We start from the raw sequence: 21,889 nt of genomic DNA on the forward strand, positions 1-21,889 counted from the left end.
CGGTCCGTCAGGTCCGACCGTGTCGGCATGACCGAGACCGCGTACGGCATGCAGTTGCCGGTGCAATCCCTGAGCACCCTCTACGCGGAGCCGTGGGAGGCCGCGGCGCCGCCGGGCGACCTGGTGGACGTCGCACGGGCGGCGGACCGGCTGGGCTTCGCGTACATCGGGTGCTGCGACCACGTGGCCGTCCCGCCCCGGCTCGCCACCGCGATGAGCCCCACCTGGTACGACCCCGTCGCCACGCTCGCCTTCCTGGCGGCCGTGACGACGCGGGTGCGGCTGCTGAGCCACGTGGCCGTGATCGGGCTGCGGCATCCGCTGCTCACCGCCAAGCAGTACGCGACCCTGGACCACCTCTCCGGGGGCCGGCTCGTCCTCGGGGTCGGCGCCGGGCACGTACGGGAGGAGTTCGAGGCCCTCGGGCTCGACTTCGAGCGGCGCGGCGCGCTGCTGGACCGGGCGATCGACGCCGTGCGGGCGCACTTCGCGGCCGGGGAGCAGAAGCCGGGGCCCGTGCAGCGGCCGGTCCCGGTGTGGGTCGGCGGATCGTCGCCCGCGGCGGTGCGGCGCGCGGCGCTCAAGGGCGACGGCTGGCTGCCGCAGGGCGACTCCCGGGAGGCCATGCCCGGGCAGATCGCCCGGCTGCGCCGGCTGCGCGGCGGGACGCCGATCACCGTCGGCGTCATCGCGGAGCCGCTGTACGTCGGCGAGCCGGGGTGGCCGGTGGGGCGGCGCACGCTGACCGGCAAGCCGGAGGCGCTGGCCGAGTCGCTGCGGGAGTACGGCGCGATGGGGGTGGACCAGATCCAGGTGCGGTTCCGCAGTCGTGGCGCGGCGGAACTGCTCGACCAGATGGAGGCGTTCGCCGACGGCGTGGCGCCGCACCTCGACGCGTAGGGAGTGACGGACATGGGGAAGCTGGACGGCCGGGTCGTGCTGATCACCGGCGCGGCGCGCGGGCAGGGCGAGCAGGAGGCGCTGCTCTTCGCGGCGGAGGGCGCGCGGGTCGTCCTCGGGGACGTGCTCGACGAGCGGGGCGCTGCCGTGGCGGAGGGCATCGGCGCCGACCGGGCGTGCTACGTCCACCTGGACGTCACGAGCGAGGCGGACTGGCGGCCCTGGACGCGGCCACGGAGCCTTCGGCCGGCTGGACGGGCTGGTCAACAACGCCGGCATCCTGCGCTTCAACGCGCTGGTCGACACCCCGCTCGCGGAGTTCCAGGAGGTCGTCCAGGTCAACCAGGTCGGTGCCTTCCTCGGGATGCGCACCGTGGCCCCGCTGCTCGCGGCGGCCGGCGGCGGCACCATCGTGAACACCGCCTCCTATGTGGCGCTGACCGGCATGGCCGGGGTGGTCTCCTACGCCGCTACCAAGGCGGCCGTCGTCGGGATGACGCGGGTGGCCGCCATGGAGCTGGCGCCCAAGGGCATCCGGGTCAACGCGATGTGCCCGGGCGCGATCGACACTCCCATGTCCAACCCCGGCGAGTCCGTGCCCGCGGAGGCCCTGGACCGGCTGTACGGCAAGCTCGTGCCGCTCGCGAGGATCGGGCGCCCGGAGGAGGTCGCGCGGCTCGCGCTCTTCCTGACCGGTGACGACTCCTCGTACGTCACCGGGCAGCCCTTCGTCGTGGACGGCGGCTGGCTGGCCGGCGTCCAGCTCTTCTGACGAACCGTCGGGTATTGACCTCCCCCGTCGCCGGTGGAAGAGTCGGAGCCGGAAATCTGACGATCCGTCAGAAAAGCTAGGGACGGTGAACCCCTTGGAATTCGGGATCTTCGTACAGGGATATGTGCCCAAGTTCCGCTCGGAGGTCGACCCGCAGGCCGAGCACCACGCGCTGATGGAGGAGGCCGAGTACGTCGTCCAGGCGGACCGGTCCGGCTTCAAGTACGCGTGGTTCAGCGAGCACCACTTCCTCGAGGAGTACTCGCACCTGTCCGCCAACGACGTCTACATCGGCTACCTCACCCACGCCACCGAGCGGATCCACCTCGGGTCGGGCATCTTCAACCCCCTCCCGCAGGTCAACCACCCGGTCAAGGTGGCCGAGAAGGTCGCCATGCTCGACCACCTCTCCGACGGGCGCTTCGAGTTCGGCACCGGCCGCGGCGCCGGCAGCCACGAGATCCTCGGCTTCCTCCCCGGCGTCACGGACATGAACGCCACCAAGGAGATCTGGGAGGAGACCGTCGGCGAGTTCCCCAAGATGTGGCTCAACGAGGAGTACCCGGGCTTCCAGGGCAAGCACTGGTCCCTGCCGCCCCGCAAGGTGTTCCCCAAGCCGTACGGGAAGTCGCACCCCGCGATGTGGTACGCCGCCGGGTCGCCGCCCTCCTACGCCATGGCCGCCCGCAAGGGCCTGGGCGTGCTGGGCTTCAGCGTCCAGAAGGTCTCCGACATGGAGTGGGTGCTGGAGAAGTACAAGACCGCCGTGCGCGACGCCGAGCCCATCGGCGACTTCGTCAACGACAACGTCATGGTGACCACCACCGCGATCGTCGCCGAGACCCGCAAGGAGGCGATCCGCGTCGCCGCGAGCAGCAACCTCAACTACCTGCAGTCGCTGGTCTTCCGCTACCACGACACCTTCCCGCGCCCGGAGTACATCCCGCAGTGGCCCGAGCTGCTGCCGACGTACACCGAGGAGCTGATCGAGATGCTCCTCGACGAGGAACTGATGATCTGCGGCGACCCCGACGACGCGCTCAAGCAGTGCAAGCGCTGGGAGTCCGCGGGGGCCGACCAGCTGTCGTTCGGGCTGCCGGTGGGCGTCCCCTTCGAGGACACCATGCGCACGATCAAGCTGGTCGGGGAGCACGTCATCCCCAAGATCGACACGGACCCGGTGCACCGGACCACCCGCTTCCGCCGGGCGGCGTGACGCCCGCGGGCCACCGACGGGGCGGCGTCTTCCCGGACCGCCGCCCGGCCCCCGGACCGGAGCGGCACCGCGGCGGCGGCCCGCCGCGCCCGCGGCCGGCCGGGGGCCACACCGCGCGGCGGGGCGCCCGCCCGCGGCCCAGCAGGAGGAGGGACCACCCATGCTCGACCACCTGATCCGCGGGGCGACGCTCGCCGACGGCACCGGTGCCCCGGCCCGCACCGCCGACGTGGGCCTGCGGGACGGCCGCGTCGTCACGGTCGCACCGCCCGGCCGGACCGAGGAGCCCGCACGGACCACCGAGGACGCGACCGGGCTGGCCCTCGCCCCCGGCTTCGTCGACCCGCACACCCACTACGACGCCCAGCTGTTCTGGGACCCCTTCGCGGTCCCCTCCATGAACCACGGCGTCACCACCGTCGCCGGCGGCAACTGCGGCTTCACCCTGGCACCGCTGAGGCCCCAGGACGCCGACTACACCCGCCGGATGATGTCCAAGGTCGAGGGCATGTCGCTCACGGCCCTGGAGTCCGGCGTCGACTGGGGCTGGCAGGGGTTCGGCGACTACCTCGACGCCCTGGAGGGCCGGATCGCCGTCAACGCCGGCTTCATGGTGGGCCACTGCGCGCTGCGCCGCTACGTCATGGGGCCCGACGCCGTCGGCGGACAGCCCACGCCGGACCAGCTCGACGCGATGCTGCGGCTCTTCCACGAGTCCATGGACGCCGGCGGCTGGGGCCTGTCCACGACCCAGTCGTCCACCCACTCCGACGGCGACTGGCACCCGGTGGCCTCGCGGCACGCCCGGCCGGACGAACTGCTCGCGCTCTCGCGGGCCGTCGGGGAGCACGAGGGCACGCAGATCGAGGCGATCGTCGCGGGCTGCCTGGACACCTTCTCCGACGACGAGATCGACCTCCTCGTCGACATGACCGCCGCCGCCGGCCGCCCGCTCAACTGGAACGTGCTGACCGTCGACTCGGCCGTCCCGGAGCGGGTGCCCCGCCAGTTGCAGGCCTCCGAGCGGGCGCGCAAGGCGGGCGGCCGCGTCGTGGCGCTGACGATGCCGATCCTGACGCCGATGAACATGTCGCTCGGCACCTTCTGCGCCCTCAACCTCATCCCCGGCTGGGGCGAGGTCCTCTCCCTGCCCGTCCCCGAGCGCATCGCCCGGCTGCGCGACCCGGAGGTCCGCGCCGCGATGCTCCGCCGTGCCGTCAGCCCCGAGGCGGGCGTCTTCCGCCGGCTGGCCGACTTCGGACGGTACGTCATCGGGGACACGTACTGCGAGGAGAACCGGCGGGCCGGGGTCAGCGGCCGGGTGGTGCGCGACATCGCCGCGGAACGCGGGCAGGACCCCTTCCGCACCCTCGTGGAGATCTGCGCGGCCGACGACCTGCGGACGGTGCTGTGGCCCATGCCCACCGACAATGACCCGGACAGCTGGGAGCTGCGCCGTACCACCTGGGAGCACGAGGACGTGCTGCTCGGCGGCTCGGACGCGGGCGCGCACCTGGACCGCATGTGCGGTGCGCCGTACACCACCCGGTTCCTCGGCGACTGCCTGCGCGGCCGCCGGCTGGTCCCGCTGGAGAGGGCGGTGCGGATGCTCACCGACGACCCGGCGCGGCTGTTCGGGCTCCGCGGGCGCGGCCGGGTCGCCGCGGGGTACCACGCGGACCTGGTGCTCTTCGACCCCGAACGGATCGACGCGGGCACCGCGACGCTCGTGCACGACCTGCCGGGCGACAGCCCGCGCCTGGACTCCAGGGCCCGGGGCGTGGTGAGCGTGCGGGTGGGCGGCGTCGAGACGATCCGCGACGACCGGATCACCGGGGCGGTCCCCGGCCGGGTCCTGCGTTCCGGACGGGACACCCGCACGGTCGCCACGGGCGGGTGACCCCGGCCCGCCCCCGCGGCGGGACCCCGTGCCGGGGGTGTACGCGCCCGCCGGCACGGGCGTACGGTCGGCCCACACCACGGGAGGTGCGACGACACCATGCGGATCGCCACGACGATCTTCCTGACCGACCACTCCGTACCCGTCGTCCGGCTCGCCGCGGAACTGGAGGAGCGCGGTTTTGACGGCCTCTACCTCCCGGAGCACACGCACATCCCGGTCAGCCGCCGTACCCCCGCCCCGATGGGCGGTCCGCTGCCGCCGGAGTAAGGCCGTACGCTCGACCCCTTCGTGGGCCTGTCCGCGGCCGCCGCCGTCACCCGACGGCTGCGGCTCGGGACCGGCGTCACGCTGGTCGCGCAGCACGATCCGATCGTGCTGGCCAAGCAGGTCGCGAGCCTGGACTTCCTTTCCGGCGGCCGGTTCACGCTCGGCGTCGGCTTCGGCTGGAACGTGGAGGAGGCCGCCGACCACGGGGTCGACTGGCCGCGCCGCCGGGCCCTGGTGCGGGAGCGGATGGCCCTCATGGGCGCCTTGTGGGCGCCGGAACCGACCGCGTACAAGGGTGAGTCCTGCCGGGTCGAGGCCAGTCACGCCTGGCCCAAGCCCGTTGCGGGCGGGCGGCCCCGCATCCTGTGCGGCGGCGCGGGGGGCCCCGTGCTGTTCGCGCACATCGCCGCGTACGCCGACGGCTGGATGCCGATCGGCGGCGCCGGGCTGGCGGAGAGCGTCCCCCGCCTGCGCCGCGTGTGGGCGGACGCCGGACGCGACCCGGAGGCGCTGCGGGTCGTGCCGTACGCGGTGCGCCCGAACCCGGGGAAGCTGGCTCACTACCGGGACCAGGGCCTGGAGGAGGTCGTGCTCCAACTGCCGTCCGCGGGGACGGCGGACGTGCTGCGCACCCTCGACGACTACGCGCGCTACCTCTGAGGCGCCCGGCCGCCGGCCTCGCGGCGGCGGTCAGTCGCCCGGGTAACGCTCCAGCCAGGCCGCGGAGGCGCCGCCGGGCCCGTGCAGCGCCGGACCCTGCGTCATCTCCATGGCGAAGTCGTCGGCGAGCTGGAGGATGGTGCCCCGGCCCTCCAGCTCCGCGGTCCACGCCGGGGGCAGGGCCGTCTCGCCGTGCTGAACGCCCAGCAGGTTGCCGCAGATCGAGCCGGTGGAGTCGCTGTCCCCGGAGTGGTTGACCGCGAGCAGCAGCCCGTGCCGGACGTCCTCGGCGACCAGGGCGCAGTAGACGCCGACGGCGAGGGCCTCCCCGGCCGTCCGGCCCGCGCCCAGGGACTCCACCCGTTCCGCGCCGGGCATTCCCTGGCGCACGGCGCCGAGGGCCGCCTGCAGGGCCGCGGAGGTCTCCTCGTGCCCGGGGCGCGCCGCGATCAGGGCCAGCGTGTGCTGCACGGCGCCGTCCAGGGCCTCGCCGCGGGCCAGTCCGTGGACGATGACGGCGAACGCCCCGGCGGCCAGGACGCCGGTGGGATGACCGTGCGTCTGCGCGGCGCACTCGACGGCGAGCTGGAACACCAACTGCGGCTCCCAGCCGACCAGCAGGCCGAAGGGCGCGGACCGTACGACCGCGCCGCAGCCTTTGGCGTCCGGGTTCTTGGGGGTGCCGAGGGTGCCCATCCGCTCGTCGCCGAGCCCGGTCAGGCAGGCCGTGCCGGGGGTGCGGCGCGCGTACAGCCACTCCTCGCGGGCCAGCCAGCCGGTGTCCTTGCGGCGCTCGTCCGGCCCCCAGTCGTTCTGCGTGGCCGCCCAGCGCAGGTAGGCGCGGTGCACGTCGGTCGGCGGGTGCCAGGCCCCCGCGTCCCGGCGCACCTGGGCGCGTATCAGGCCCTCGGCGGTGAACAGCGTCATCTGGGTGTCGTCGGTGACGGCGCCCCGCCGCCCGTACGCCGGGACGTAGTCGGTGACCCCGGCCTCCCCGTGCGCCTGCCGTATCGCGGCCAGCGCGTCGGACTCCACGCCGGCGCCGAGTGCGTCGCCGATCGCGCCGCCGAGCAGACAACCGCGCACCCGGCTGCGGAAGTCCTGCTGCTCGGTGCGCCCCCATACGGCACCGCTCATGACCAACGCCTCCCTGCTCGACCCGACCAAGCACTGTAATCGACCCAGATCGGTCGGCTTCCGGTCACGAACGGATTGTGGCCAGTCACGCACGGAGGAAGGCCCCCGCTGCCGGAGCAGCGGGGGCCTTCGGGGCTCGGCGGGCTACCAGCCCCGGCCGCCCTGCCACGCGGGCCGGGGGGACTGGCCGGCGCGGGTCAGCGCCCAGCGGGCCGCGCTCGCGAGCAGGGAGGTGACGATCAGCCCGATGAACAGGTTCACCACGCAGGCGGCGAGCATCTCGTTCGAGCGGTGCACGGCCAGCGGGACCACCACGGCGAAGAAGGTCAGGGCGGTCATGATCCAGCCGAAGAACAGCATGGCACGCGGCGTCGCGGCGAGCAGGACGCGCAGCAGCAGCGTCGCGGCGAGCGCGACGAGCGCCGCCCCGAGGACGTAGGCGGTGGCGGCGGCGTCGCGCCACAGTCCGTAGCCCTCGGGGGCGAAGAGCGGCAGCAGCAGGAATCTCTGCGCGACCGTGATGCCGGTCTTGGCCAGCAGGCCGGCGAGCACCGCGGTCGCGGCACCGACGCCCCACAACCGCCAGGCGTGGAGGCGGCGGTGGGCGTGGTCGGCGTAGCTGCTTGACACGTGTGGTTCCTTTCCGGTCAGCCGACGCAGAGCACCAGGAGGCACAGCTGCATCGGTGACTTCGTTGCCGACGGCGTGGGGGCCGCCGTCGTCGTGGGGGGTGTGGCCGGGACGTCCGCGGGGGAGTGGGGGGCGGACGAGGGCGCGGTGGTGTGCGGGGCGGTGTCCGCGGGCGCGGGGACGGCCGTGACCGTCCGGACCCGGGAGCCGGTCCCGCCCTGCGGGGCGGTGTGCTCCGGCGAGGTGGTGCCCGCGGTGGTGCGCGCCGCGGACGGTGCGGCGCCGGGTGCGTCGCCGCGCGGCGCGGCGGTGGTGGGGTTCGCGTGCCGACCGGGGCGGTGCGTGGCGTCGCCGCCGGGCTGCGCGGGGATCGAGGAGAGCGGCAGGGTGCGGGCGGTGGCCGGCGTCAGCGGCTCCGCGGCCGCGGCCGTGTCGGCCCGGCCCCGGGAGCCGCCGTGCGGCATCGCCGCGACGGTGAGGCCGCCGCCGACGAGCGCCACGGCCGTGGCGGCCGCGGCGCGCCGCCGGTTCTTCTTCCAGCGTTCCAGTTGTCTGCGCCGGGCGGCACGGCCCTTCAGGGACGGGTCGGCGTCGTCCTGTCCGGTGCCGTCGGGGTCGTCCGGGGCGTCCGCGTCGCGGAGCCTCTCCCATTCGGCTGCCGAGTCCGGGCCCTGCCACATGGGCGGGGCGATGTCGGGTGCGTAGGCACCGCACCCCGGACACACGAGAGCCCCGTTGAGATGCCGACGGCAGGAGGAGCAGTAGTCCATGTCCGAGTCTTTCTCTGCTGACAACGCCGCCGGGGGACGTCGGCGGCACGTCCGCGCGCACGTTCCCCGTGCAGGGCGGGACGGCCAGCAACGCTAACGACACCTCCCGCAGGAGGTGCGCAGCCTGTGTGACGCTTTTGGAGAGTTGCTCGGACTCTTTTGCACAGGTCGCCGGAGGGCGCGGCCCGGGGCCGCGCCCCGGCTCAGTCCTCCAGCACCGGCAGCAGCTCCGGCAGGTGCCCGTCGGAGGCCAGACCTGCGGCGATGCGTTCCGCGGGCACCTGGCCGTAGGTGGTGGTGCGCTGACGGGCGGGCCGGCCGGCGGCGTCGGCGATGGCGACCAGGTCGCGGATGGAGCGGTAGGAGCCGTAACCGGAGCCGGCCATCCGGGAGATGGTCTCCTCCATCAGGGTGCCGCCGAGGTCGTTGGCGCCGGAGCGCAGCATCTCGGCGGCGCCCTCGGTCCCCAGCTTGACCCAGCTGGTCTGGATGTTGCGGATGTGCGGGTGGAGGAGGAGACGGGCCATCGCGGTGACCGCGCGGTTGTCGCGCATGGTCGGGCCGGGGCGGGCGATGCCGGCGAGGTAGACGGGCGCGTTGGTGTGGATGAAGGGCAGGGTCACGAACTCGGTGAAGCCGCCCGTGCGCTGCTGGATCCCGGCGAGCAGGCGCAGGTGGGCCAGCCAGTGGTGGGGCTGGTCGACGTGGCCGTACATCATCGTGGAGGAGGAGGGCAGGCCCAGTTCGTGGGCGGTGGTGACGACCTCCACCCAGGTGGCCGCGGGCAGTTTGCCCTTCGTGAGGACCCAGCGCACCTCGTCGTCGAGGATCTCGGCGGCGGTGCCCGGCACGGAGTCCAGGCCGGCCTCCTTGGCGGCGGTGAGCCATTCGCGCAGGGACAGGCCCGTGCGGGTGGCCCCGTTGACGACCTCCATGGGGGAGAAGGCGTGCACGTGCATGCCGGGTACGCGCTCCTTCACCGCCCGCGCGATGTCGAAGTAGGCGGTGCCGGGCAGGTCCGGGTGGATGCCGCCCTGCATGCACACCTCGGTCGCGCCGACCTGCCAGGCCTGCTCGGCCCGGTCGGCGACCTGGGACAGCGACAGGGTGTAGGCGTCGGCGTCGGTGCGGCGCTGGGCGAAGGCGCAGAACCGGCAGCCGGTGTAGCAGACGTTGGTGAAGTTGATGTTCCGGGTGACGACGTAGGTGACCTCGTCGCCGACCGCGTCACGCCGGACGTCGTCGGCGATCCGGCACAGCGCGTCCAGCGCCGCGCCGTCGGCGTGCAGCAGCGCGAGCGCCTCGGCGTCGGTCAGCTTCGTGGGGTCGTCGGCGGCCACGGACAGCGCGGTGCGCACGTCGGCCTCGATGCGGTCCGGGACGAGGCCGGGCGCGGCCTGTTCGCGCAGCGCCTCCCAGTCCCCGTACACCTCGTCGAAGTCCTCCCGGCGGTCACCGCTGCGGCCGTCGGTGTCGATGGTGCGGTGCAGGTCGGTGCGGCCCGCGGCGGTGAAGACCTCCTCGGGCTCCTGCCACGGACGGCCGGTCACCTCGGCGTCCTCACGCGCGAGCCCCGTGGCGGGGTCCGCCAGCGCGGTCACGTGCGGCAGCAGCCGCGGGTCCAGCCACGGCTCGCCGCGCAGGACGAACTCCGGGTAGACGCACAGCCGTTCGCGCAGGGAGAAGCCGGCCTCCGCCGAGCGCTCGGCCAGCTCCTCGATCTGCGGCCAGGGCCGCTCGGGGTTGACGTGGTCCGGGGTCAGCGGGGAGACGCCGCCCCAGTCGTCGATGCCGGCCCCGATCAGCCTGGCGTACTCCGCGTCCACCAGGTTCGGCGGTGCCTGCAGGCAGGCCGACGGCCCCATGATGTGCCGGGCGACGGCCACCGTCGCCACCAGGTCGTCCAGTTCCGCGTCCGGCATGCCGCGCATAGCGGTGTCCGGCTTGGCGCGGAAGTTCTGGATGATCAGTTCCTGGATGCCGTGGTACGACCGGGCCACGCGGCGCAGCGCGAACAGCGAGTCGGCGCGCTCCTCGTACGTCTCCCCGATGCCGATGAGCAGCCCGCTGGTGAACGGCACGGAACTGCGCCCCGCGTCCTCCAGCACCCGCAGCCGCACGGCGGGTTCCTTGTCGGGGGAGCCGTAGTGGGGGCCGCCGGGCTCGCTCCACAGCCGGGTCGCCGTCGTCTCCAGCATCATGCCCATCGAGGGCGCGACCGGCTTCAGCCGCTGGAAGTCCGTCCAGCTCATCACCCCGGGGTTGAGGTGCGGCAGCAGCCCCGTTTCCTCCAGGATGCGGACGGACATCGCCCGGACGTAGGCGATGGTGTCGTCGTAGCCGTGGGCGTCCAGCCACTCGCGCGCCTCGGGCCAGCGGTCCTCCGGCTTGTCCCCGAGCGTGATCAGGGCTTCCTTGCAGCCGAGTTCGGCACCGCGCCGGGCGATCTCCAGCACCTCGTCCGGGGACATGAACATCCCGTACCCGGCCCGCCGCAGCTTGCCGGGGACGGTCACGAAGGTGCAGTAGTGGCACTTGTCCCGGCACAGGCGGGTGAGCGGGATGAAGACGCTCTTGGAGTACGTGATGACCCCCGGCCGTCCCGCCGCCTCGAGACCGGCGTCGCGCACCCGGGCCGCGCTCTCCGTCAGGGCGGCGAGGTCCTCCCCCCGCGCCTGGAGCAGCACCGCGGCCTCCGCGGTGTCGAGCGCGACGCCGTCACGGGCACGCCTGAGGGCACGGCGCATGCTGTTGGCGGTGGGCGGAGTCTGGGTCATCCTCCGAGGATAGGTGCGGTGTACGTCAGTCGGCTGTGTCGGGAGGATCACCGGGCCGCGATGCCCCGGCCGGGAATATCCGCGCTGGCCTTGACGCCCACGTCAAGGTCTACCGTCGGGGCATGCGGATCGGAGAACTCGCCGAACGGGCCGGGACCACCACCCGCGCCCTGCGCCACTACGAATCGATCGGCCTGCTGCACGCCCGGCGCGCGGGCAACGGCTACCGGGCCTACGACGAGCAGGACCTGCGGCTGCTCCGGCAGATCCAGGCGCTGCGCGCCTTCGGCTTCGAACTGGAGGACACCCGCCCGTTCGTGGACTGCCTGCGGGCGGGCCACCCGGAGGGGGACTCCTGCGACGCCTCGCTCGAGGTCTACCGGCGCAAGCTGGCCGAGCTGGACGAGTGCATCGCCCGCCTGAGCGAGGTCCGCGAGCGGCTCGGCTCGCAGCTCGCCCACGCGGAGCTGGCCTCGGCCGGGGGCGGGTCCGCTCCGCGCTGCGAGTTCGGTTGCGAGGCGAGTGAGGGGAGTACGCGATGACGACGCACGTCGAGGGGCTGACCGAGGTGACCGACGCGACGTTCGCCGAGGAGGTGCTGGGGGCGCGGGGGCCGGTGCTGGTGGAGTTCACCGCCGATTGGTGCCCGCCCTGCCGTCAGATCGCCCCGGTCCTGGCGGAGGTCGCCCGCGAGGAGGCGGGCCGGCTGAAGGTCGTCTGCATCGACGTGGACCACAACCCGCGGACCACGGCGGCCTACGGGGTCCTGTCGATGCCGACCCTCATGGTCTTCCGGTCGGGGGAGCCGGTGAAGTCCCTCGTGGGCGCCCGGCCCAAGCGGCGGCTGCTGCAGGAGCTCGCCGACGTCCTGCCGTGAGCGCCGTGAGCGCCGTGAGCGCCGTGGGGGCCGGCCGGGCCGACGTCGGCGCGGTCTCCCCGGGGCGGGTGACGGCCCGCCCCGGGGACACCGGGCGTCAGGCCTTCGCGGGCTCCTCGGGCAGGGTCGCCGCGACGGCCGCGTCGTCCCCGTCCCCGTCGGAGTTGATCTGCGCCAGGACCGCGTCGCGCTCCGGGGTGTCCTCGGGCTTGACGAAGCCGATGAGCACGTACAGCACGAGGCTGACCGCCAGCGGCGTCACGATCTGGATCTGCAGCTGGACCCCGTCCAGGCCGTAGTTGGTGAGCCAGAAGGCGAACAGGCCCGCCGCCCACGAGACCAGCGCCGCCGTGGGGCCGGACTTCCGGAACGTCCGCAGCAGCCCGAGCATGAACGGGATCGCGATCGGGCCCATCAGGCCGGCCACCCACTTGATGACGACCGTGATGATGTCCTTGAAGGTCGGCGAGTTGACCTGGGTGGCCACCGCCATCGACAGGGCGAGGAAGGCCACGGTGGTGAGCCGCGCCGCGAGCAGTCCGGCCCGCGCGTTCCAGCCGCGCGCCGCCTTGGACAGCACCGGGGCGATGTCCCGGGTGAAGACGGCGGCGATGGCGTTGGCGTCGGAGGAGCACATGGCCATGGTGTGCGAGAAGAAGCCGACGACCACCAGGCCCAGCAGGCCGTGCGGCAGCAGCTGCTCGGTCAGCAAGGCGTACGAGTCGGAGGCGTCCGGCTTCTGCGCCTTCACCAGCAGCGGGGCGACCCACATCGGGAAGAAGAGGATCAGCGGCCAGACGAACCACAGCACGGAGGACAGCCGCGCCGAGCGCGTGGCCTCGCGGGCGTTGCTCGTGGCCATGTAGCGCTGGGCCTGGTTCCACATGCCGCCGTTGTACTCGAAGGTCTTGATGAACAGGTACGCCAGCAGGAAGGTCAGGGTGTACGGGCCGGCCGTCGGCGCGGTGTGGTTGTCGGGCAGCTTGTCCCAGACCGTCCACAGCCCGCTGACGCCGCCGATCTCGCCGAGCACGGCGACCAGCATCGCCAGGCCCGCGAGCAGCTGGATGACGAACTGCCCGAGCTCGGTGAGCGCGTCCGCCCAGAGCCCGCCGACGGTGCAGTAGACGGCGGTGACCGCGCCGGTGATGAGGATGCCCTGGTTGAGGGAGACCCCGGTGAAGACCGACAGCAGGGTGGCGATGGCCGCCCACTTGGCGCCCACGTCCACGATCTTGAGCAGCACGCCGGAGACGGCGAGGGCCTGCTGGGTCGGGACGTTGTAGCGGTTCTTCAGGTACTCCAGCGGCGAGGCCACGTGCAGCCGGGAGCGCAGCCGGTTGAGCCGGGGCGCGAAGAGGTTGGCGCCGATGGCGATGCCGATGGCGATGGGGAAGGACCAGGTGACGTACGAGGTGACGCCGTAGGTGTACGCGATGCCGGCGTAACCGGTGAACATCACCGCGCTGTAGCCGGACATGTGGTGCGAGATGCCGGACAGCCACCAGGGCATGCGACCGCCCGCGGTGAAGAAGTCGCTGACGTCGTCGACGCGTTTGTGGGACCACAGGCCGATGGCGACCATCACGCCGAAGTAGCCGACGAGTACGGCCCAGTCGAGACCATTCATGTGCTGTTGCCCCTTCCAGGGGTCCGCCTTGTGAACGGGAGCGCACTTCGCCGGTACGTCCGTCGCGGGGCGGCGCCCCAGATTGAACCGCCTGGAAAGGGGCTGGTCAAGACCATCGGCGTTCAAGGACATGAACGTCGATCAGCGAGTAGAACGATTTTACTTGTTCTTGACCTTACTTCACGTTGTTGTGAACCTGCCCGGCGCCCCACGATGAGCGGGTACTTCGCCGGAACGACCGCACACAGAACGGGGCCCCTCCGGCCCCGGCCGTCCCTGTCAGCGCATCAGTTCGCCCGCGTTCACCAGCAACGACTGCCCGGTGATCGCGCGCGCCCGGTCGGAGGCCAGGAAGACCACGGCCTCCGCCACGTCGCCGTCCGTGGCCAGTTCGGGCAGCGCCATCCGCTCGGCGAGCCGGTGCAGCACCTCGTCCTCGGGCACGCCCTCGGTGTGCGCGGTGAAGCCGACCCAGGCCTGGACCGGAGGGCCCCACATCCAGCCGGGGAGCACCGTGTTGACCCGGATCCGCTCCGGGCCCAGCTCGCGGGCGAGCGAGTACATCGCCGAGGTCAGCGCGCCCTTGGAGGACGCGTACGCCGCCTGGGGCACCTGGGACGGGGCGGCCACGGCGGACTGGGTGCCGATGAGGACCACCGAGCCGCCGCCGCGCCGGCGCAGCCCGCCCAGGCAGGCCCAGGTCATCCGCAGCGTGCCGAGTAGGTTGACGTCGAGCACCGTCTTCCAGGTCTCGAAGTCGGCGTCCGCGAGACCGCCGAAGTGGCCGTCCATGGCGGCCACGTGGACGACCGCGTCGATCCCGCCGAACCGCTCCTCGGCGAGGGCGGCCAGTGCCTCGCACTGTGCGGCGTCCTTGATGTCGGTGGAACGCCAGGCGACGCGGCCGCCCCCGGGGTCGATCTCGCCGGCCGCCTTGGCGAGGTGCGCCTCGGTGCGGGCCCCGAGCACGGCGTTCCCGCCGTCACGGACGACGGCCTCGGCGACGCGCTGCCCGAGGCCGGCCCCCACCCCGGACACCACCACGGTCTTGTCGCGCAGCAGCACGGCCCACCACCCCCACCCGGACGGATGAACTGACGGGCCGTCAGAATAGGCTCAGCCGCCGGTGATGGCCAGGGCCTTGGCGAGCCGGCGCAGCCCCTCCCCGATCTCGTCCGGGGTGTGCGTCACGAACGACAGCCGCAGCGCCGCACGGTCGGGCTCGCCCGCGTAGAAGGGCGCCCCCGGCACGTAGGCCACGTCGTGCGCCACCACCCGGGGCAGCACCTCCGTCGCGTCGTAGCCGGCGGGCATCCGCGCCCAGACGAACATGCCGCCCTCCGGCCGGTTCCAGGTGCTGCCCCCGGGCAGCGCCGCGGGCAGCCCGGCCAGCAGCGCGTCCCGCCGTTCCCGGTAGGCGGCGCGGACCCGGGCCAGGTGGGCGTCGAGGTCGGAGTCGGCGAGGTAGCGGGCGGCGGCGGCCTGGTCCACGGTCGAGGTGTGCAGGTCGGCGGCCTGCTTGGCCACCACGCACGCGCGGCGCAGCGCGGCGGGGGCACGCAGCCAGCCGAGCCGCATCCCGGGCGCCATGATCTTGGACAGGCTGCCGAGCAGGACCGTCCGGTCGGCCGCCGCCTCGTGGGAGGCGATCCACGGCTCGGCCTCGCCGTCGTAGCGCAGTTCCCCGTACGGGTCGTCCTCCGCGATCCACAGCCCGTGCCGTTCGGCGATCCGGGCGACCGCCTCCCGGCGTTCGGCGGTCGTCGTGCGGCCCGTGGGGTTCTGGAAGGTCGGCACCAGGTAGAGCAGTTTGGCCTTCTCCCGGACGACGGCCAGTTCCAGGGACACCGGGTCGATGCCGTCCGCGTCGGAGGGCACGGGCACCACGCGCGCGCCGGCGAAGGCGAAGCACTGCAGCGCCGCCAGGTAGCCCGGGTCCTCCACGAGGACGACGTCCCCGGGCTCCAGCAGGGCCGTGGAGAGCAGGGTGAGGGCCTGCTGGGAGCCGCCGGTGACGAGCAGGTCGTCGGAGCCGGTGGGCAGTCCCGCCCGGGTGAGCCGGCCGGCGACCGCCCCGCGCAGCGCCGGGTCCCCCTCGGTGGTGGAGTACTGCAGCACCCGCTCGGGCGCCTCCGCCAGGACGCGGTCGTACGCGGCCCGTATCGCCGCGGCGTCGAAGAGCTCGGGGGCGGGCAGGCCGCCGGCGAAGGAGATCACCTCCGGGCGGGCGGTCAGCGCGAGGATCTCCCGTACCGGCGAGCCGCCGACGGCGGTGGCACGGGTGGCGAGTCCGGGGACGGCGGCGCGCATGGCGGGCTCCTTCGCGGTGGCGGGCGATTTCCGGGGACCGTACACAGATGTCCCGGTACCCGCCACGGGCTTCCATACCTGACGTCTCGTCAGCTAAACCGGAGGCATGACCGAAGAAGACACCCGCAGCGAGCTCTACGCAGAACTGGCCTCCGTCGGCCCCTACGGCCCGGGACTCGGCCACGCGCTCATCACCATGGTCGAGCCGCACCCGGGCCACGAGCGCGCCTACAACCGCTGGTACGAGGACGACCACTTCATCGCCGGCGCCATGGCGATGCCCTGGATGTTCGCCGGGCGCCGCTGGGTGGCGACCCGGGACCTGAGGTCACTGCGCTACCCGGAGAAGTCCGCGGTCGCCCAGCCGGTCACCGACGGCTGCTACATCACCGTGTACTGGATCACGGCCGGGCGTCACGCGGACCACATGAAGTGGACCGTCGCCATCAATCGGCGCCTCAACCGCGACGCCCGCGTCCACCACGACCGCACCCACGTCTTCACCGCCTTCCAGGACCACGCCGTCACCGTCTACCGCGACGGCCCGAACGGCCCCCGGGACTTCCACGCGCTCGACCACCCATACGGGGGACTGGTCGTCGAGGTGGTCGACACCGACACGCCGCAGCAGTGCGACGAACTGCTCGGCGTGCTGCGCGACCGACAGCTGCCGCGGCGGCTGGCCGGCTCGCCCTCGGCGATGGTGACGGTCTTCCGTCCCACACCGCTGCCGCTGGAGCGGATGTCCTACGTGAAGCAGGTCGAGGGCGTCGGCACCCGGCTCACCCTGCTCTGGTTCCTGCAGCGGGACCCGCGCGAGGTGTGGGAGGAGCACTTCACGGGGCTGGACGCCGAGGTGGCCGCCACGGGGCTCGGCAGGGTCGAACTCGTCGCGCCCTTCGTGCCCACGGTGCCGGGGACCGACACCTACGTCGACGAACTGCGGTGACGGCCGCGGGGAGAGGGCATCAGGGTGGCAGTGAGCCCCCTCGGCCAGGACGGCGTGCCGGTCGAGAGGGCCCGTACGGGTACTGCGCCGGTGCTCAGTCGAGGTCGTAGGTCCCGTGGCCGACGTCCGCGACGAACGCCGTCCAGGCATCGGGGGAGAAGGCGAGCGTCGGGCCGTCGGGGTCCTTGGAGTCGCGGACGTCGACGGCGGACGACGTACGGGAGGCCACCTCCACGCAGGCGCCATTTCCCTGGGAACGGGTGGACTTGGTCCACGCATTGGTGTTACCGAGCTGAATAGCCATGATCGCTCCGAGCTTTCTTTTTGTGCAGCTCTGACGTGATCGAAGCTACTCGCCAACATCACTGCCCACAGCGGCTGTTACCTCCAACGAGTGGCATATTCCAGGAGGTCTTCCACCCCACGGGGCACAGGTGTACTCTGCGGCATTCCCTGTCGCAGAATCAGCGTGCGTACTCCTTGGCGGCGTCCGCGATGAACTGCCGGCTCTGCTCCGCGCTGAGCGCCTGCGCCCGCAGGTGCTCGTACATCACGCTGTAGCCGTGCACGTCCGTCGGCTTCTCCAGGTAGAGGTCGCTCGTGACGCCCTCGATGTACACGACGCTGGAGTCGGTCGCGTCGGCGAACTCCAGGATCGCGAAGTTGCCGGACATGCCCGGGTGCGCCCCGGCGTCGTAGGGCAGGACCTGGACGGTGACGTGCGCCTGGGTGCTCATTTGGGTCAGGTACTCCAGCTGTTCGCGCATCACGTCCTTGCTGCCGACGATACGGCGCAGCGCGGACTCGTCCATCACCACCCAGAAGCGCAGCGGCGAGTCCGGGTCGGTGACGCGCTCCTGGCGGCGCAGCCGGATCTCGATGCGCTTCTCGATCTGCTCGGGCGTGGCCTCGGGCAGCGTCCCCTCGATGACGGCCGAGGCGTAGTTGCGGGTCTGCAGCAGGCCCGGCACCACCAGGGAGTCGTAGACGCGCAGGGACTCGGCCTCCGTCTCCAGGCCGATGTAGACGCTGTACGGGACGTCGCCGAAGGCGTGCCACCAGCCCTGCTGCCGGGACTCGCGCGCCATGTTCATCAGGGAGTCGACGAGGCGGCTGTCGTCGACCCCGTACACGCTGCACAGGTCGCGCACGTCGCGCTGGCTGATGCTGCGACGCCCGTTCTCCAGCCTGCTGATCTTCGACTGGGAGACCAGCAGCCGGGCGGCGACCTCCTCCGCGGTCATTCCCTTCTGCTCGCGCAGCTTGCGCAGTTCCGAGCCGAGTCGGCGTCGCCTGACGGTGGGATTGACGTTGGCGGCCACGGGATGTGCACCTCCGGGTTCCGGACTGGTCCGTGTTCTCTGCAGATATGTACTGCTGGTCAGCAGAGTGCCACTATCGGTCATCCCGCCGCTGGGAATTGGTCATATGCTGCGCTCTTCAAAAGAGCGGACAAACGGCAGCGCGCGGGGCGTCGGCCGGCCGGTGCCGGTCGCCGCCCCGCGCGCGGCGGTTGCGGTGGGGTCGTGGTCTCACGGTGTCCGGGCCCTGCCCCCGGACACCCCGGTTCAGCGCACGCCGGCGCGGACCATGCCGTGGCCCGTCGCCCTGGCAGCCGCCGGACGCCCCTGGGCGGGGGCGCGCTTCGGCTGCGCGGCGGCGCCGTTCTGCACGTCCATCACGGCGTGCGCGACGAGGCCGCCCATGGGGTCGTACCTGATCAGGTCACGGAGCCGCGATCGGGACGACCGGCCCTCGTTGCCCGGGTACAGGTGCTTGCCGAGCCCCACGGCATGGGCGATCGCGGCGAGGGCCGCGGTCCGCGGGTCCGGTGGCACCCCGGTGCGGATCGCGCTGTCCAGCCGGGCCCTGATCTCCCGGCTGACCTCGCTGTCGGTCGCCTGATAGCGCGTGGTCGGCAGCACCCCGCACATCTGCCCCGGCACGGCGTGCACCATGCCGCACCGTTCCAGATGCGCGAGATACGTCTGGCGCAGCCCCAGGCGGGGCCCGCCGATCCAGTGGACGGCGCGCACGGGGCTGCCACGACGGCGCAGCAGTTCGAGCGCGGAGTCCAGGGTCGGATCTCCTGTCGGCCGTGGGTGCACCACGGCGATACGATCCCCGTCAGGGGCTATTCGTCCGGCCAGGCACAGCTCCACTAGCTGTGCCCCGGCAAGACCGAGGTCGAGAGACTGCGGCTGCGCCGTGGTACCCGTGGCCGGGTCCAGGGCGAGCAGCAACAGCTCCTCCGGAAGTGTTCTGCGGCTCCTGCCCATCCATGCCTCCCCGCGTGGATGAATGACAGGGTGACGCCTCTCACACCGGCCTGTCGAGAGCGCCTTGCCCGTTCGTGCGGGAACCGACTCATATGTCGTTCTCGTCTAGCACCGAGGGCGGCGGTGGCTCGCGAAGGGCCGGAGCGTCGCCCGGCGGGTCCCACGGGGGCTTCACGGCAGGGGCCTGGAAACTGGTGTAAGGGTGAGCGGGGCGCCGCGGCGGCGCACCGCGCGAAGTGTGGAGGAGGTCCGGTGGCGGGCGAGTCCCCCGGCAGGGCGGAGCAGCAGGAGTTGTCGGGGGAGGCGACCGGAGGCGGGGCGGTGGATCCGCGGCTGACGGTCTTCCGCGGGTCCGTGGGAGCGCCTCGGGGCGCATCGGAACCGGCCACCGGTGACCCGGAGTTCGCGCCGGAGCCGCCCGAAGCGGAGGGCGTTTCGGAGCCGGGGGCGAGTGCCCCGGGTACGCCGGACGCCGGAGCGGACGTGGACGGCGCGGCGCAGGACGCTACGCCGGACGCGGAAGCCGCCCCTCCGGCCGGTGACGCGGCGGACGGTGCGGAATCCCGTACCGGCGACGCAGTCACCGAGGAGGCGGGCGCGGAGGATTCCGCCACGGACGGAGACGCGGACGCGGAGGCGGACGCCGGCGAGGACGGTGACGCGGACGAGGAGCACGCCGCCGACGCGACGCCCGCACGGGAGTCCGCGCCCGACGAGCCGGTGGGACCGGCGGAGTCCGCGGAGTCCGGCGGCGAGCCGGAGGAGTCCTCCTCCGCCGCGGAACCCGGCAGCGGCGAGGAGCCGGCCGCCGCGGCGGACGCCGAAGCGGAGCCCGCGGACACCCCCGCCGGCGACGCGGGCGGGCGCGGCCCCGACGGAGAGCCGGACGGGACCCGGGACGGAACGCCGGGCGAAGTCCCGGCGGAGACGCACGCGGAGACCCCGGACGAGGATCCGGAGGAGGCCCCGCACGAGGGCCCTGAGGACACCGCCGGGGAGTCCCGGGACGGGACCCCGTCGGACGGGTCCGGGGACGAGGGCCCCGAACGCCCCTCACAGGGCCCCGGAGGCGTCAAGGGCGGACCCGGGGCGCGCGAGGCGTCCGGGGGCGGACACGACGCCCCCAGGGCCGTGGAGGGCACGCTCACGCTGCGCGCGCCCCGCACCGAAGGCGGCGGCACGCCCGTCCGCGAGCGCACCATGACCCTGCGCGCGCCCTCCGCACCCGCACCCACGTCCTCCGCCTCCGCCTCCGCACCCTCGGTACCTGCACCCGCACCCGCACCGGCGCCCGCGCCCTCCGCCTTCGCGCCCGTGGCGACGCCTCCGCGCGGTAGCGGAACGTTTGTCCCGCTGAGGACGGACGACCGGCCGGCCGCGATCCCGCGGGCCCCGCTGCCCGCGGAGACCACGCGGACCCCGGAGAGCACGGAGCCCGGCGGCGCTTCGCGTACGAAGCAGATGCCGCTGCCGCCCGACCCCGACGAGCCGCTGCGGCTGCTGGCGGAGCTCACCAACACCCCGCCGCCGCCGCAGACGCCGCTGCGCACGACCGTGCGGCGGGTCAAGATCTGGACCCCGCTGGTCCTGCTGCTGATCGTGGTCGTCTGCGTGGCGCAGGCGCTGCGTCCGCTGCCCGAGCCCGAGCTGGTGGCGACCGCCGAGACCTCGTACACCTTCGAGGGCGACGAGCTGTCGCTCCCGTGGCCCAGCGAGGGCCAGGCCGTCGTCGAGGCCGAGGGCCTCGGCCGCATGGGCGAGTTCGGCGAGCAGGAGCCGACGCCGATCGCGAGCGTCGCCAAGGTGATGACGACCTACGTCATCCTGCGCGACCACCCGATCCGCAAGGGCGGCAAGGGCAAGACCGTCGAGGTCGACCAGAAGGCCCAGGACCAGTACCACAGCGGTGTGCAGGAGTCGGAGTCCGTCGTCCCCGTGACCGCCGGGCAGAAGCTCACCGAGTACGAGGCGCTGGAAGCCGTGATGCTTCCCTCGGCCAACAACATCGCCCGTCTGCTCGCCCGTTGGGACGCGGGTTCGGAGGCGGCGTTCGTGAAGAAGATGAACGCCACCGCCAAGGAACTCGGCATGGACGACACGACGTACACCGACCCGAGCGGCCTGCAGGCGACCACCGTCAGCACCGCGAGCGACCAGGTCAAACTGGGGCACGCGGCGATGAAGGACCCGGTCTTCGCGGAGATCGCCGGCAAGATCCAGTACACGGACATCAACGGCAACATCCAGAAGAACTACAACCAGTTGTCCGGCTACAACGACATCGTCGGCATCAAGACCGGCACCAGCACCAAGGCCGGCGGCAACCTGCTCTTCGCCGCCTACCGCAAGATCGGCGGCACCCGGCAGCTGATCGTCGGCGCGATGCTCGACCAGCAGAAGGCCCCGATCATCGACACGGTCCTCGGCCGCAGCCACACCCTGATCGACGGCACGCGCGACGCGCTCGCCTCGGCCACGATCATCAAGAAGGGCGACGTCGTCGGCTACGTGGACGACGGCCTCGGCGGCCACACGCCGGTGGTGGCCGGGGAGGACGTCACCGCGATCGGCTGGGCGGGCCTGAAGGTCGACATCGCGGTGGAGGCCGGCAAGGCGGGCCTCCCGCACCAGGCGAACGCCGGCGACCAGGTCGGCGAACTCGTCGTCGGCAACGGCGACAGCACGATCCGGGTCCCGGTGCTGCTGGAGTCGGCCCTCGTCCAGCCCTCCTTCGGCGCGAAGCTGACCCGGGTCTCCTGACCCGGGTCGGCCCCGCCCGCGGCGCGCGGGCGATCGGGCGTACGGGCCGGCC

At 73.0% G+C, this 21,889-nt stretch carries 17 protein-coding genes and 2 pseudogenes; 9 read left to right on the plus strand and 10 right to left on the minus strand.

The features are described from left to right. The first annotated feature begins 27 nt into the window (after positions 1–27). The 5 genes and pseudogenes from ACFZAU_RS35085 (at position 28) to ACFZAU_RS35105 (ending at position 5,718) form a co-directional block, all read left to right on the plus strand. Positions 28–900, plus strand: a complete 873-nt coding sequence (locus tag ACFZAU_RS35085; RefSeq protein WP_500555525.1) for a TIGR03619 family F420-dependent LLM class oxidoreductase — start codon at positions 28–30, stop codon at positions 898–900. 12 nt (positions 901–912) lie between these two features. Continuing rightward, positions 913–1,672: pseudogene (locus ACFZAU_RS35090) on the plus strand (SDR family NAD(P)-dependent oxidoreductase). A 94-nt stretch (positions 1,673–1,766) separates the two neighbouring features. Next, a complete protein-coding gene (locus ACFZAU_RS35095) occupies positions 1,767–2,888 on the plus strand; it encodes an LLM class flavin-dependent oxidoreductase (protein ID WP_500555526.1) in 1,122 nt (373 codons plus the stop codon). 160 nt (positions 2,889–3,048) lie between these two features. After that, a complete protein-coding gene (locus ACFZAU_RS35100) occupies positions 3,049–4,788 on the plus strand; it encodes an N-acyl-D-amino-acid deacylase family protein (RefSeq protein ID WP_500555527.1) in 1,740 nt (579 codons plus the stop codon). A gap of 99 nt (positions 4,789–4,887) precedes the next feature. Continuing rightward, positions 4,888–5,718, plus strand: a pseudogene (locus ACFZAU_RS35105) (LLM class F420-dependent oxidoreductase). A 30-nt stretch (positions 5,719–5,748) separates the two neighbouring features. Here ACFZAU_RS35105 and ACFZAU_RS35110 read toward each other — a convergent pair. The 4 genes from ACFZAU_RS35110 to ACFZAU_RS35125 all read right to left on the minus strand — a co-directional run bounded on the left by ACFZAU_RS35110 (position 5,749) and on the right by ACFZAU_RS35125 (position 11,032). After that, entirely contained in the window at positions 5,749–6,855 is a 1,107-nt protein-coding gene (locus ACFZAU_RS35110; protein WP_500555528.1) for an ADP-ribosylglycohydrolase family protein, read from the minus strand. A 144-nt stretch (positions 6,856–6,999) separates the two neighbouring features. Continuing rightward, positions 7,000–7,485 (minus strand): hypothetical protein, encoded by a 486-nt coding sequence (locus ACFZAU_RS35115; protein WP_500555529.1) that lies wholly within the window; start codon positions 7,483–7,485, stop codon positions 7,000–7,002. A 17-nt stretch (positions 7,486–7,502) separates the two neighbouring features. Beyond that, entirely contained in the window at positions 7,503–8,255 is a 753-nt protein-coding gene (locus tag ACFZAU_RS35120) for an SCO2400 family protein (RefSeq protein WP_500555530.1), read from the minus strand. Positions 8,256–8,458: 203 nt separating this feature from the next. Then, a complete protein-coding gene (locus ACFZAU_RS35125) occupies positions 8,459–11,032 on the minus strand; it encodes a bifunctional FO biosynthesis protein CofGH (RefSeq protein ID WP_500555531.1) in 2,574 nt (857 codons plus the stop codon). A 122-nt stretch (positions 11,033–11,154) separates the two neighbouring features. Between ACFZAU_RS35125 and ACFZAU_RS35130 the strand changes: the two genes are divergently transcribed. Together ACFZAU_RS35130 and trxA are read left to right on the plus strand one after the other, a co-directional pair. Then, positions 11,155–11,574, plus strand: coding sequence for a MerR family transcriptional regulator (locus tag ACFZAU_RS35130; RefSeq protein WP_500555532.1), 420 nt, complete (start codon positions 11,155–11,157; stop codon positions 11,572–11,574). Beyond that, on the plus strand, positions 11,571–11,909 hold the full coding sequence (gene trxA, locus ACFZAU_RS35135; RefSeq protein WP_500555533.1) for a thioredoxin: 339 nt from the start codon (positions 11,571–11,573) through the stop codon (positions 11,907–11,909). The genes ACFZAU_RS35130 and trxA overlap by 4 nt, the downstream gene beginning before the upstream one ends. 97 nt (positions 11,910–12,006) lie before the next feature. Here trxA and ACFZAU_RS35140 read toward each other — a convergent pair whose 3' ends face one another. From ACFZAU_RS35140 to ACFZAU_RS35150, 3 genes are all read right to left on the minus strand, one after another. Further along, positions 12,007–13,539, minus strand: coding sequence for a sodium:solute symporter family protein (locus ACFZAU_RS35140; RefSeq protein ID WP_500555534.1), 1,533 nt, complete (start codon positions 13,537–13,539; stop codon positions 12,007–12,009). A 279-nt stretch (positions 13,540–13,818) separates the two neighbouring features. Continuing rightward, on the minus strand, positions 13,819–14,604 hold the full coding sequence (locus ACFZAU_RS35145) for an SDR family oxidoreductase (protein ID WP_500555535.1): 786 nt from the start codon (positions 14,602–14,604) through the stop codon (positions 13,819–13,821). Positions 14,605–14,655: 51 nt separating this feature from the next. Next, positions 14,656–15,849, minus strand: a complete 1,194-nt coding sequence (locus ACFZAU_RS35150; RefSeq protein WP_500555536.1) for an aminotransferase-like domain-containing protein — start codon at positions 15,847–15,849, stop codon at positions 14,656–14,658. A gap of 106 nt (positions 15,850–15,955) precedes the next feature. Here ACFZAU_RS35150 and ACFZAU_RS35155 point away from each other — a divergent pair, with 106 nt between their 5' ends. Beyond that, entirely contained in the window at positions 15,956–16,798 is an 843-nt protein-coding gene (locus ACFZAU_RS35155; protein ID WP_500555537.1) for a hypothetical protein, read from the plus strand. A gap of 94 nt (positions 16,799–16,892) precedes the next feature. On the opposite strand, the gene ACFZAU_RS35160 is transcribed toward ACFZAU_RS35155, so the two are convergent. The 3 genes from ACFZAU_RS35160 to ACFZAU_RS35170 form a co-directional block, all read right to left on the minus strand. Further along, positions 16,893–17,102: a DUF397 domain-containing protein gene (locus tag ACFZAU_RS35160; protein ID WP_500555538.1), complete on the minus strand. Its 210-nt coding sequence runs from the start codon at positions 17,100–17,102 to the stop codon at positions 16,893–16,895. Positions 17,103–17,262: 160 nt separating this feature from the next. After that, positions 17,263–18,120, minus strand: coding sequence for a helix-turn-helix domain-containing protein (locus ACFZAU_RS35165; protein WP_499600006.1), 858 nt, complete (start codon positions 18,118–18,120; stop codon positions 17,263–17,265). A gap of 246 nt (positions 18,121–18,366) precedes the next feature. Further along, positions 18,367–19,077: a GOLPH3/VPS74 family protein gene (locus tag ACFZAU_RS35170; RefSeq protein ID WP_500461011.1), complete on the minus strand. Its 711-nt coding sequence runs from the start codon at positions 19,075–19,077 to the stop codon at positions 18,367–18,369. 252 nt (positions 19,078–19,329) lie between these two features. Here ACFZAU_RS35170 and ACFZAU_RS35175 point away from each other — a divergent pair, with 252 nt between their 5' ends. Then, positions 19,330–21,837, plus strand: a complete 2,508-nt coding sequence (locus ACFZAU_RS35175; protein WP_500555539.1) for a D-alanyl-D-alanine carboxypeptidase — start codon at positions 19,330–19,332, stop codon at positions 21,835–21,837. The last annotated feature ends 52 nt before the right edge of the window (positions 21,838–21,889 follow it).

The sequence above is a fragment of the Streptomyces sp. NPDC008238 genome, from assembly GCF_042956445.1.
Lineage (GTDB): Bacteria > Actinomycetota > Actinomycetes > Streptomycetales > Streptomycetaceae > Actinacidiphila.